Source organism: Pseudomonas sp. FW305-E2 (genome assembly GCF_058782925.1).
This window is the reverse complement of the sequence record NZ_JBYSYE010000027.1, coordinates 1-11,766: the sequence shown is the minus strand read 5'-3', so window position 1 is coordinate 11,766 and position 11,766 is coordinate 1. Positions and strand designations below refer to the sequence as shown.

8 protein-coding genes and 1 pseudogene are annotated in these 11,766 nt (G+C 62.4%); 4 read left to right on the top strand and 5 right to left on the bottom strand.

Annotation, left to right across the window (positions count from 1 at the left end; translation table 11 throughout):
• Positions 1–88 precede the first annotated feature (88 nt).
• Together AC3WLP_RS18680 and AC3WLP_RS18675 are read right to left on the bottom strand one after the other, a co-directional pair.
• Positions 89–1,537 (bottom strand): aldehyde dehydrogenase, encoded by a 1,449-nt coding sequence (locus AC3WLP_RS18680; RefSeq protein WP_088513139.1) that lies wholly within the window; start codon positions 1,535–1,537, stop codon positions 89–91.
• 75 nt (positions 1,538–1,612) lie between these two features.
• Complete coding sequence (locus tag AC3WLP_RS18675) at positions 1,613–2,443, bottom strand: p-hydroxycinnamoyl CoA hydratase/lyase (protein WP_010954234.1); 831 nt, start codon at positions 2,441–2,443, stop codon at positions 1,613–1,615.
• 197 nt (positions 2,444–2,640) lie between these two features.
• Here AC3WLP_RS18675 and AC3WLP_RS18670 point away from each other — a divergent pair, with 197 nt between their 5' ends.
• Positions 2,641–3,111, top strand: a complete 471-nt coding sequence (locus tag AC3WLP_RS18670; protein ID WP_012052230.1) for a MarR family winged helix-turn-helix transcriptional regulator — start codon at positions 2,641–2,643, stop codon at positions 3,109–3,111.
• A 98-nt stretch (positions 3,112–3,209) separates the two neighbouring features.
• A complete protein-coding gene (locus AC3WLP_RS18665; RefSeq protein ID WP_012052229.1) occupies positions 3,210–4,334 on the top strand; it encodes a mechanosensitive ion channel family protein in 1,125 nt (374 codons plus the stop codon).
• Positions 4,335–4,412: 78 nt separating this feature from the next.
• On the opposite strand, the gene AC3WLP_RS18660 is transcribed toward AC3WLP_RS18665, so the two are convergent.
• Positions 4,413–7,460 carry an aminotransferase class III-fold pyridoxal phosphate-dependent enzyme gene (locus AC3WLP_RS18660; protein ID WP_012052228.1) on the bottom strand — a complete coding sequence of 1,016 codons (3,048 nt, stop codon included), beginning with the start codon at positions 7,458–7,460 and terminating at the stop codon, positions 4,413–4,415.
• Positions 7,461–7,603: 143 nt separating this feature from the next.
• Here AC3WLP_RS18660 and AC3WLP_RS18655 point away from each other — a divergent pair, with 143 nt between their 5' ends.
• Positions 7,604–8,044, top strand: coding sequence for an Lrp/AsnC family transcriptional regulator (locus AC3WLP_RS18655; RefSeq protein WP_004374903.1), 441 nt, complete (start codon positions 7,604–7,606; stop codon positions 8,042–8,044).
• A gap of 40 nt (positions 8,045–8,084) precedes the next feature.
• Here AC3WLP_RS18655 and AC3WLP_RS18650 read toward each other — a convergent pair whose 3' ends face one another.
• Positions 8,085–8,702 carry a dTMP kinase gene (locus AC3WLP_RS18650; protein ID WP_012052227.1) on the bottom strand — a complete coding sequence of 206 codons (618 nt, stop codon included), beginning with the start codon at positions 8,700–8,702 and terminating at the stop codon, positions 8,085–8,087.
• A 226-nt stretch (positions 8,703–8,928) separates the two neighbouring features.
• On the opposite strand from AC3WLP_RS18650, the gene AC3WLP_RS18645 reads away from it, so the two are divergent.
• A complete protein-coding gene (locus AC3WLP_RS18645; RefSeq protein WP_088513138.1) occupies positions 8,929–11,472 on the top strand; it encodes an HWE histidine kinase domain-containing protein in 2,544 nt (847 codons plus the stop codon).
• Positions 11,473–11,598: 126 nt separating this feature from the next.
• Here AC3WLP_RS18645 and AC3WLP_RS18640 read toward each other — a convergent pair.
• Positions 11,599–11,766, bottom strand: a pseudogene (locus AC3WLP_RS18640) (acetolactate synthase large subunit); the annotation flags it as partial.

The window sequence follows — 11,766 nt, the reverse complement described above, 5'->3', positions numbered from 1 at the left end:
AGGTTGCTCCTTGTTCTTGTTGTACATCCTGCCGCCGCCCGAAATGACGGGCGGCGGTCATCTTGCCAGTGGCCTGGGCCTGCCGCGGCTAGATGGGATAGTGACGCGGGCCGTGCTGGAGGGTGACCCAGCGCAACTGGGTGAACTGATCGATGGCCGTGCGGCTGCCGAAGCTGCCATAGCCGCTGGACTTGACCCCGCCAAACGGCATCTGCGCTTCATCGTGAACGGTCGGGCCGTTGATATGGCAGATACCCGACTCCACCCGTTGAGCCAAGGCCAGGGCGCGGCTGGTGTCGCGGCTGAAAATGGCCGATGACAGACCGAACTCCGAGTCGTTGGCCAGCTGCAGCAAGGCTTCGTCGCCTTCGGCGCGCAGTACCACCGCCACCGGGCCGAAGGACTCCTCGCGGTACAGGCGCATGCTGGCATCGACGTTGTCGAGCAAGGTCGGTTGCAGGATGCTGCCTTCCAGCTGGCCGCCGCTGACCAGGCGCGCGCCCTTGGCCACGGCATCGTCGATCAGTGCCTTGATGCGCTCGCCGGCCGCTGCGCTGACCAGCGAGCCGAGCACCGAGGTGCTGGCTTGCGGATCACCTGCACGCAGCCCGGCGATCTTCACCGCCAGCTTGTCGACGAAGGCGTCGGCAATACGGCTGTCCACCACAAGGCGCTCGGTGGACATGCAGATCTGCCCCTGGTTGAAGTAGGCACCGAAGGCCGCCGCTTCGACCGTGGCGTCCAGGTCGGCATCGTCGAGCACCAGCAAAGGCGCCTTGCCGCCCAGTTCGAGCAGGGCTGGCTTGAGGTGGCGGGCCGCCAGTTCGCCGACGATGCGCCCGACGTGCGTCGAACCGGTGAAGTTGACCCGGCGTACCGCAGGGTTGGCGATCAGCCGCTCGACGATGGCCGGGGCATCCTGCGGCGCATTGCTGATGACATTGACAACGCCGTCGCCGATGCCTGCATCGTGCAGCACCTGGCCGATCAGCCGATGGACCGCCGGGCTCAGCTCCGAGGCCTTGAGCACCACGGTGTTGCCGCAGGCCAGCGGCATGGCAATGGCACGCGTGGCCAGTATCACCGGGGCGTTCCACGGCGCGATGCCCAACACCACGCCGCAGGGCGCGCGCAGGGCCATTGCGAAGCTGCCAGGGACGTCCGAGGGGATCACTTCACCGGTGATCTGCGTGGTCATGGCTGCAGCCTCGCGCAGCATGTTGGCGGCCAACTTCACGTTGAAGCCATACCAGTTGGCCATGGCCCCGGTTTCACCGGCGGCGGCGATGAACTCGGCGGCCCTCGCCTGCAACAGATCAGCGCCTGCCAGCAAGCGGCTACGCCGCTCGCCCGGTGCCAGGGCGGCCCAGGCCGGAAACGCCGCGCTGGCAGCAGCCACCGCGGCATCGGCATCGGCCAGTGTGGCGGCGGCAGCCTGCGACACCACCTCGCCAGTCACCGGGTTACAGCGCTCGAAGGTTCGTCCATCGCTGGCGGGGCGCGACTGCCCGCCAATCAGCAAAGGCACCTGCAACATGCTCATTCCTCTTGTTGTCGTTATAGAGAAATACCCGCGGGCTTTGGCGCGGCACACCGCCGCCCGCGGTGCGACTCAGCGCTTGTAGGCCTGCAGGCCCGGCTTGATGCTCTTGTCGTCGAGGAACTGCTTCATGCCCTGCTCGCGGCCGCCGGTAGTGTCCAGCAGGCGCGACTGGTCGAGCTTGGCGTAGAGGTAGTCCTCGTTCTGTTCCCAGGTCAGCTCGCGGCAGCGCTTGAAGCCATTCTTCGCGGCGCGCAGCACCACCGGGTTCTTTTCCAGCAGGTTCAGCGCCAACTCGCGGGTGGTTTCACGCAGCTCGGCCAGCGGCACACTGTCGTTCACCAGGCCCATCTCGGCAGCCTTGCGACCATCGAAGGTCTTGCCGGTCATGATGTAGTACAGCGACTGACGATGGCCAACGGTATCGGCCATGGCCTTGCTGACCAGATTGCCAGGCGGGATGCCCCAGTTGATTTCCGACAGGCCGAAGGTCGCTTCGTTGGCGCAGATCGCCAGGTCGCATGCCACCAGTGGGCTGAAGCCGCCGCCGAAGCACCAGCCGTTGACCATGGCGATGGTCGGTTTGGCATACAGACGCAGCAACTTCCATTGCCATTGCGAGGCTTCGCGACGAATCTTTTCCTGGAGGATTTCCGGGCCGGCGTCCACCTCGCGGAAGTACTCCTTCAGGTCCATGCCGGCGGTCCAGGACTCGCCGGCACCGGTCAATACCAGCACGCCAGCGTCAGCGTCCTGCTCGAGGGTTTCCAGCACGTCGACCATTTCCCGGTTCAGGGTGGGGCTCATGGCATTGCGTTTTTCCGGGCGATTGAGGGTCACCCAGGCGATGCCCGCTTCCAGTTCGACCTTCACGGTGGTCCAGCGGCCTTCGTATTTGCTCATGGTTCTGCACTCTTGTTGTTCGAGGTGATGGGGCCACGCTAACGGGTCAAATTAGTTATGTCAATTAACCATTAACAAATTTATCTTTGTTCCATGGTTAGGCGCGCTGCCTTTTTGCGGAACCTCACTAGCCGAATCGCATAAGGACAGGCAAAATAGGTAACTTTATTACCCATGATCGAGGAGCATGAACCCTGATGGCTAGGTCTGCCCGTAGTACCGACGACGCTTGCGTGGCTGCTCCTGTGGGAGAAGGGGTGCTTGAAGACTTGATCGGCTACGCCTTGCGACGCGCGCAATTGAAGCTGTTTCAGAACCTTATTGCCCGGCTCTCGGCCCATGACCTGCGCCCGGCCCAATTTTCCGCCCTGGCGATCATCGACCAGAACCCAGGGCTGATGCAGGCCGACCTGGCACGTGCGTTGGCAATCGAACCCCCGCAAGTCGTGCCAATGCTGAACAAACTGGAAGAGCGCGCGCTGGCCGTGCGCGTGCGGTGCAAACCGGACAAGCGCTCGTATGGGATTTTCCTGAGCAAATCGGGCGAGGCCCTGTTGAAGGAGTTGAAGCACATCGCCGCCGACAGCGATCACCAGGCGACATCCAACCTCTCGGATGACGAAAGGACTGAACTGTTGCGGTTATTGAAGAAAATCTACCGGGACTGACTCAGTCAACCCAGCGTGGTGAAATCCGATCGACCTGTTGCGCCTCTTTGACGTCCCAAGAAAGCACCTTGGCAAATCAACCCAGAGGCGAGGTACTCATGAACGACCGCATCATCGCGTTTTTCACCGAAACCACCGTATTCGGCATCTCCATTCTCAATCTGTTGGTGGCGCTGACAGTCGCCACCTTAGTCTTCCTGGTCGCCCGTGCCGCCATCAGTTTCCTGATGCGCCGGGTACGGCGCTGGTCAGAACACGAAGGCCCATTGAGCCAGATAATGGCCAAGGTGCTTTCCGGCACCAGCAACGTTCTGTTGTTGCTGGCCTCTTTGCTGGTGGGCCTGAGCATGCTCGACTTGCCCGAGCGCTGGCTGAGCAGAGTCAGCAGCCTGTGGTTCGTGGTCGCTGCCTTGCAGATTGGCCTGTGGGCCAACCGCGCCATCGGCCTGGGCCTGAGCCGCTACTTCGCCCGCCACCGTACCGACGGCCTGAACCAGGGCAGCGCACTGGCAACCCTTTCGGCCTGGGGCGCGCGGGTCCTGTTGTGGTCAGTCGTAGTGCTGGCGATGCTGTCGAACCTGGGGGTGAACATCACCGCCTTCGTCGCCAGCCTTGGCGTGGGTGGCATCGCGGTGGCGCTGGCTGTGCAGAATATCCTTGGCGACCTGTTCGCTTCGTTGTCGATCGCCGTGGACAAGCCGTTCGAGATCGGTGACTTCATCGTCATCGGGCCCCTGGCGGGCACCGTTGAGCACGTTGGCCTCAAAACCACACGCATCCGCAGCCTCGGCGGCGAACAGATCGTCATGGCCAACGCCAGCATGATCAGCAGCACCATCCAGAATTACAAGCGCCTGCAAGAGCGTCGCATCGTGTTCGAGTTCGGGCTTTCCTACGACACGCCCACCGAGGCCGTGAAGAAAGCGCCAGCCATCGTAGAAGACGCCATCAAGGCCCAGGAGCAGGCGCGTTTCGATCGCGCTCACCTGCGCGGCTTCGGCAAAGAGGCGCTGGAGTTCGAGTGTGTCTACATTGTCCGGGACCCAGGCTACAACCTTTACATGGACATTCAGCAAGCGATCAACTTCAGGCTGCTGGAGCGGTTCTCGCAAATCGGCGCCAAGTTCGCCGTGCCGGTGCGCGCGATCAAGGTCACGGCATTGCCAGAGGCCACCGGCCTGCATGGCCAGGCTCGCGAAGGCCTGAGCATCAGGGGCGCTTGATGCTGGCAACCTGCCCGGCTCGCCAGATAGGTGCGCCGCAGGGCGTGCACATGCGCACGCCCTGCCCGCGCTGAAACGCTATTTCAGCGCGGCGATGAAGCTGTCTTTCAGCACCTCGAGAAGGAAGTCCGCATTGGTCCGGCTGAAAATCATCGAAGGGCGCATTTTCAGCACGTTGTCATGCGGGCCTTCGGTGCCGATCAACACGCCGCGCTCCCGGGCACCATCAGCCACTTTTCTGGCCAGGGCCGTGGCTGGCGCCTTTGACTTGCGGTCAGTGACCAGCACGATGCCGAGGAACAGGCCCAACCCGCGCACATCACCAATCACGTCGAATTGCTGCTGAAGCTTGCGCAAACCCTCGAGCAGGTAATGGCCGACATTCAAGGCGTTTTCTTTCAACTGGTCGCGCTCGATTGCATCGAGCACCGCCAGGCCTACCGCGCATGACACTGGGTTACCGGCGAAGGTATTGAAATACTCCATGCCGTTGTTGAAAGCATCGGCAACCTCGCGCGTGGTCACTACCGCCGACATCGGGTGGCCGTTACCAATGGGTTTGCCCATGCTGACGGCATCCGGGACCACGCCCTGGGTCTCGAATGCCCACCAGTGGCTGCCGACCCGGCCAAACCCGACCTGAACCTCATCGGCCAGGCACAGACCACCTTCGGCGCGCACCATGGCGTACACCTCCTCAAGGTAGTGTTCGGGCAAAAACACCTGCCCCGCCACGCTGGGGATCGATTCGGCAATGAAAAACCCGGGGCGCTTGCCTGCCTTGCGCATGGCATCCAACTGCTCTGCCACCGACTCGGCAAAGCGCTTGCCGTGCGCTTCCACGGGCCAGTGCGCAGGCGCGTAGTAGCTGTCCGGGACCACGGCCTCGTAAACATGCGCCGCCCTGCCCTTGCCCGCCTTGCGCTTGTACTTGTAAGGGCTCAGATCGATCAGTTCCTGAGTGGTGCCGTGGTAGGCCCAGTCCAGCACGATCGCCTGATCACTGCCTGTGTAGTTGCGCGCCATACGCAGCATCAGGCTGTTGGCCTCACTCCCCGAGCAGCCAAAGGACGCTACGCAAAGGCCCTTGGGCAAAGTGCCGGTCAGGCGTTCGGCGTATTCGACGATGTTGTCGTGCAGGTAGCGGGTATTGGTGTTGAGCAGCGCAGCCTGGCGGGTCAGGGCTTCGACCACGTCGGGATGACTATGGCCCAGGTGGCACACGTTGTTGAAACAGTCCAGGTAGGCCCGCCCGAAGTTGTCGATCAGCCATACGCCATCACCGCGCACGAACTTGATCGGGTCGGTGTACGAAATGGACAGGTTGGGTAGCAGCAGTTCCTTGCGCCTGGCAATGATCTGGGCCTTGGTCATCCCCTGCTGGCTGTAGGTCTCTGGCGGGATACCGGCCAGGGCCGAGGCATCGGGGAACAGGTCGGCCCACGCTTCGCGGTACGCGGGCTCACCCACGCCAATGACCTCGCACGCGCGCAACTGAGTATCGGTGACCACCTGCAGATGCAGGTGGGGAATCCAGCCGCCGTTCTCGTGATCGCTGCCCATGTAACCGACGAGGTCGCCCGCTTCGAGCTTGTCACCGGCCTTCAAACGGCTGAGCGCCTCGTGGGCCATGTGCCCCCACAGTGTCAGAAATGGCGGGCAACCGGGCGGGGTATGCTCGAGCATCACCAGGCCGCCATAACCCAGCGGGCCTGGCTCGACCTCGACGCTTCTGACGGTGCCGGCAATCGGTGCGTACAGCGGCGTACCCGCTGGCATCAGCAAATCTACCCCCACATGCAGGGTCCGGTGCTGCCCCTTGATGAAGCGAGACTCAAAGGCGCTGTCGGTATAGACGGCACGTACCTCGCCCCATGGCCCGATGCCCAGCGGGGCCTTGTGCGCGGCAGAGCATTCATTCCACCACCGCGTCGCATCTGCAGGGCGCTGCTGGGCCGAGGCAATGGTCATCTCATGGCTGGCATCGCCAAACGGCGCGATGACCTTGTCCAGAATGGCGGCTGACGGGCGCACCAGATCGGCAAACGACTTGTGGTTGTCAGCAATCCAGCGGCGGACTTCCCCCGCACCTTCGATGGCATCGAAACCACAGGCCTTGCGCAGAATGCCGGTGGCCAACCGTGGGTTCATCGAATCGAGCTGTTCCAGTAGACGCCAGGCAGGCGCTTCACTGATCGCCAGGTAAGGGTTGTCGTCGGTCTGGTCCTGCCGGGAAGCGGAGAACGTGACGCTGATGACCAAGCGCATGGCAATCAGGTTGAACAACACATCAAGCTCTTGCGCTTGCAACGGGTACTTCTCATGGAAGCCGGCCACCAGCGCAGCAGCAGCGCCGATCGGGTCGTCCATGTCGAGAATGGCGTAGGCGCTGGCGATTGCGACCTCGGCAATCAGAACGGTGTGCACGGCATCGCCAAAATCGATGAAGCCAGTCACGTTACGGGGCGTTTCGGCATCGACCAGGATGTTCCAGTCGTTGGCATCGTTGTGGATCACCTGGGCCCGAAGGGAAGCCAGTTCAGGCTGTACCGTCTGCTCGAACCGGGTGATGAAGCGCTCGGCAACGGCCCGGCGATCAGGGTCCTTGATGCAGTGCAGCCGCGAACGGGAGCGCGCAGCATGGCGTAAGTCCCAGTCCAGGTCGCGGACTGCGCCCGGGTGCATGAAGCCCTGCAGCGCACGGTCAAGTTCACCGAGTGCCTGGCCGAAGTTTCTCATCAGCGCCAGGGAGCGTCTGGCCTTGGCAAGTGGCGTGCCGGCCAGCCAGCTGACCAGGCGCACAGCGTGCTGTTCACCGGTGCTGCTGGCCACAGACGGCAGGTAGTCGCCCGTCACGCTGGCCCGCAGGTGTGGTACGCCCAAATGCGCGCCATGCACGGCCAGGTGGTCGAGTAGCGCGGTTTGAAACTCGCTTTCTACCCTGGGCTCGCTGGCATTGACGATTTTCAGTATCCAGCCTGCATCTACGCCAGTCTCCAGGCGATAATTGCGATCACGCTCCCCATCCAGGGGCGTTGCAGTGCCGGTGACATTGAAGAAATCTTTTGCAAGGCCCTCTGCATCGCTTGCCGAAAACCGAGGTGCCGGGTGGGAAAGGTCTGTCATATCATCAGGTTCCGAGCGCGCTGATTGTTTTTCAATAGCTTGTCATGCGCCGCCGAAACGGACACCCTGCATACGGTCGGGCGCAACAGGCATTATGCCGGTCCCGACCGGCATAATGACGGCAAGCTTATCAAGGGGCTGCAATGCGTGACCTGGACGCTAAAGATCGTGAGATTCTTGAGGTACTTTCGAAGGACGCGCGTATTGCGCTCAAGGCGTTAGCCGGCCGCATAGGCCTTTCCCGAAGTGCCACCACCGAGCGTGTCGCCAACCTTGAACGCAGCGGAGTCATTCGCGGTTATCGCGCTGACATCGGCGAAATAGACGCCAACGTGATACGCGCGATCTTGCTGGTGACGTTGCAGCGCACGCCTGCCATGGGGCTGCTCGACCAGTTGGCAACGGACGCGCGCGTACGGCGGGTGTCGTCGGTGAGCGGTCAGCTCGACCTGGTGGTTGAAGTGGAGACCCGAACGATCGACGACCTCAACCAGGTACGCGACAACGTGGCACGTCACGAATCAGTGGATGACATTACCACGTCGGTAGTCCTGCGCCGTGATATCGACCGCCAGGGCGCCTGATACCTGCAGAGGCAGTAGACAGGCCATACTCACCCAAGCCTCACAGGTGTCGAAGCACGCCCTGAATCTCGCGAACGACCTGCCGCGTTGCCTCGTCGACGGTCCCTTCATTACGGCACAGCACCCAGCCTTGCTCCGCAACCGCACGCTCGAACGCCTCGGTACAGGCAACCTGTTCATCCAGGTTATGGATCACCGTACTGCCCAGCCCACGCGTGCGCGCCGCGGCCCTCGCCCACGAGGTTTCAGGCGTTGTGACAACCCCGACATGCAAATCGGGCACTTGCACGTTTCGTTCGAGGTTCAGGCGCAGGATCTTGTCAAACGGCACTGTGCGGCGAAACGCAGCGTCAGAGGGGTACCAGCGGTCAATCAGGATGATGCTGTCAGCGGGCTGCCTGGGCAGTACATGTCGGGAAATCCAGGCTCGGCTTTCAGCGAAGCGTTCGCAAACCTTGAACTCAAGGTCCTGGCAAGGGCTTCTGGAAAGCTGGTTGACCAGGGCCATGGTCTCGCCCCGGTGAGGATCATTCTTTCTTTCGCAAAGGCGGATCACCTTGTTCCCGTCCAGCCGTAACGCTTGAGTGACAGCCTCCAGCAGCGTGGTCTTGCCGGTACCCTTGGGCCCATCGATGGAAATAAACAGCGGGCGGTTCATCTTGCAATACCAGTTGGCTCAAGCGCGGGATAAGACCATTGATCGTAGCTGCGTTCAAGCGATTCTCGACGGGAGTACATCCGTACTCCATGCTGTGATCAAAGCATTGCCTTGGGAATGGACCGGCATTGCCCGACCCGCCATCCCCAAGGCGTGCAATGCCTGCTAGGCTGACGGACGATGGCGGACCTGCAGCCCGCCTCCCCTTACCCACAGGCACGGGCCAATGACCTACAACCCCCACGTTAACCTGACCAACTGCGACCGGGAGCCCATCCAGATTCCCGGGAGCATCCAGCCCCATGGCTGCCTGCTGGCCTGTGATGCCTCGGCGACCGTGGTGCTGCGCCATTCGGTCAACGCCCCACAGATGCTGGGTGTAGCAAACGATATCAATGGTCAGAAACTGCACGCGGTGCTGGGTGACGAGGTCACGCATACGCTTCGCAACGCACTTGCCCGTACCCGGGATGCCTCGCGGCCCGCGCTCAGTTTCGGCGTGACGTTGCCCAACGGCGCGGCCGTCGACATCGCCGCCCACTTGTACAAAGGCACGGCAATCCTCGAATTCGAGCCCGCCGGGGCGAGCATCGCCGAACCGATCGAGCTGGCCCGCACGCTGATTGCCCAACTGCGCGAAATCGACCAGACCCACAAGCTGTTCCGCGACGCCGCCCGCTTTGTCAGGGCGGTGCTCGGTTACGACCGGGTGATGATCTACCAGCTGGGAGCCGACGGTGCCGGCAAGGTGGTTGCCGAGTCCAAGCGTAGCGACCTCGAAAGCTTCATGGGCCAATACTTCCCCGCCTCCGATATCCCCCAGCAGGCCCGCGCGCTCTACCTGCGCAACCCGATCCGGGTAATCTCCGACGCCCAGTTCAATACGGTCGCCATCAACCCGGTGCTCGACCCCTCGGGCGAACCGCTCGACCTGTCCTACGCGCACCTGCGCAGCGTCTCGCCGATCCATTGCGAATACCTGTGCAACATGGGCGTGGGCGCCTCGATGTCGATTTCCGTCATCGTCAATGGAGAGCTGTGGGGAATGATTGCCTGCCATCACTACGCACCGCGCACGCTGGCCATGGGGCAACGTGTGGCCGCCGAGATGTTCGGTGAGTTCTTCTCCCTGCATATCGAGACCCTGCGTAGCCGGCAAAAACTCGAAGCCGCCGTGCGCATCCACAAAGCCCTGGACAGCCTGCTGCGCGACGCCAACCAGGCGGCGGACATTGATGGGTTCTTCCACGCACGCCTGCCCCGGTTGATGTCGCTGATTCCCTGCGACGGCATCGGCATGTCGCTGCTAGGCCGCTGGTCGTGCGCAGGGCTGGCGCCGCCCCAAACGGCCGTGCCTGATCTGCTGCGCCTGGCAGACATGGTCAGCGAAGGCCGAATCTGGGCGTCCAATCGCCTGTCGTCAGTGCTCCCGTCGGCCCAGGCGTATTTTAATGATGTGTCGGGTGTGCTGATCGTCCCGATGTCGCAACACCCAAGGGATTACTTGATCTTCTTCCGCAAGGAGGTGGTCGAGACACTCGATTGGGCCGGGGACCCGAACAAGACCTATGACAGCGGCGCGTTGGGCGACCGCCTGACGCCCCGCAAGAGCTTCGCCATCTGGAAAGAAACCGTTCACCAGCAGTCGCTACCCTGGACCGAGCAGGACCGCCAGTTTGGCGATGCCATCCGTACCGCTATCGTCGAAGTGGTACTGCACAACAGCGAACTGCTCGCCAGTGAACGCGCCAAAGCCGACGTGCGCCAGCGCATGCTCAACGAAGAGCTCAACCACAGGGTCAAGAACATCCTGTCGCTGATTGGTGCACTGGTTGCCCATCCGACCCCGGAGAGCCAGACCCTGCAGGACTATGTGGCAACGCTCAAAGGGCGTATCCAGGCCTTGTCGTTGGCCCATGACCAGGTGGTGCGCGGTGACGGTGGCGGGCGCCTGGCGAAGCTGCTGGAGGCCGAGCTTTCTCCCTATCGCACGGCTGCCGACGTGATCGAGTTGCAGGGCCCGAACGTCATCCTCGATGCGCGCGCGTACTCGGTCATGGCGCTGGTGCTGCATGAACTGGCCACCAACGCGGCCAAGTATGGTGCGCTATCGCGGGCTGGCGGCAAGCTTTCGGTGAGCTGGGCAATCGACGCCAGTAACGCCTGTGCCATCAGTTGGCGGGAAATGGGTGGGCCAACGGTACGCCCGCCCAGCCGCAGCGGCTTCGGCACGGTGCTGATCGACCGCAGCATCCCATTCGACCTGGGTGGCACCAGCGCAGTGGAATATCACCCCGAAGGCCTGCAAGGCTTTTTCAGAATACCGGCCAAGCACCTTTCCGTAGCCGAAGCGGCAGAAACCGCTCTCCCGGCCACGCCTCTGGCCCGTGCAAACGGTGCGCTTGCAGCGCGCTCGGGCTTGTGTGTGCTGATACTCGAGGATCAACTGGTGATTGCAGTAGGCCTGGAGCAAATTCTCAACGATGCGCAAATCGAGGACGTGATCACCGCCAGCTCCGAGGACCAAGCCATGCAACTGCTTGGTAGCCACAAACCGGACGCGGCAATACTGGATGTCAATCTGGGCACCGGAACATCCATTTCCGTAGCAGATGAACTGGTTCGCCGGCAGGTCCCGTTCCTCTTTGCCACCGGCTATGGCGACGGCCTCAGCATTCCCGAGCACTTGCAGCATGTGCCCATCACCCGCAAGCCTTATGACGCCAATGCCATTCTGGCCAGCCTGCAAGGTCTGCTTGAGCTGGGGTGAATGGGATACAGAAGCAGCCTTGTATTGCGAAAAGGCCCGTAAAGCCGACACATTACCGTCGGCTATACGGGCCTCTTTGCAGCACCAGGCCGCGCCGGCCAAAAGACGGCGCCGGCCTGTCAGGGCTTACACCGCCAGCGCGCGCTCACGCAGCTCGCTGTTGAGAATGCGGTCGTTCTCGCTGTAATCGACCGGGCAGTCGATCACGTGCACACCTGGGGTCTTGATGCAGTGCTCCAGCAGCGGCAGCAGGCCTTCGGCGCTTTCCACGCGGTGGCCGTTGGCGCCGTAGGC

What these genes read in the sequence shown, in the direction of transcription:
- AC3WLP_RS18680 (WP_088513139.1), bottom strand. Translation starts at nt 1,537, where the DNA reads ATGTTGCAGGTGCCTTTGCTGATTGGCGGGCAGTCGCGCCCCGCCAGC.
- AC3WLP_RS18675 (WP_010954234.1), bottom strand. Translation starts at nt 2,443, where the DNA reads ATGAGCAAATACGAAGGCCGCTGGACCACCGTGAAGGTCGAACTGGAA.
- AC3WLP_RS18670 (WP_012052230.1), top strand. Translation starts at nt 2,641, where the DNA reads ATGGCTAGGTCTGCCCGTAGTACCGACGACGCTTGCGTGGCTGCTCCT.
- AC3WLP_RS18665 (WP_012052229.1), top strand. Translation starts at nt 3,210, where the DNA reads ATGAACGACCGCATCATCGCGTTTTTCACCGAAACCACCGTATTCGGC.
- AC3WLP_RS18660 (WP_012052228.1), bottom strand. Translation starts at nt 7,460, where the DNA reads ATGACAGACCTTTCCCACCCGGCACCTCGGTTTTCGGCAAGCGATGCA.
- AC3WLP_RS18655 (WP_004374903.1), top strand. Translation starts at nt 7,604, where the DNA reads ATGCGTGACCTGGACGCTAAAGATCGTGAGATTCTTGAGGTACTTTCG.
- AC3WLP_RS18650 (WP_012052227.1), bottom strand. Translation starts at nt 8,702, where the DNA reads ATGAACCGCCCGCTGTTTATTTCCATCGATGGGCCCAAGGGTACCGGC.
- AC3WLP_RS18645 (WP_088513138.1), top strand. Translation starts at nt 8,929, where the DNA reads ATGACCTACAACCCCCACGTTAACCTGACCAACTGCGACCGGGAGCCC.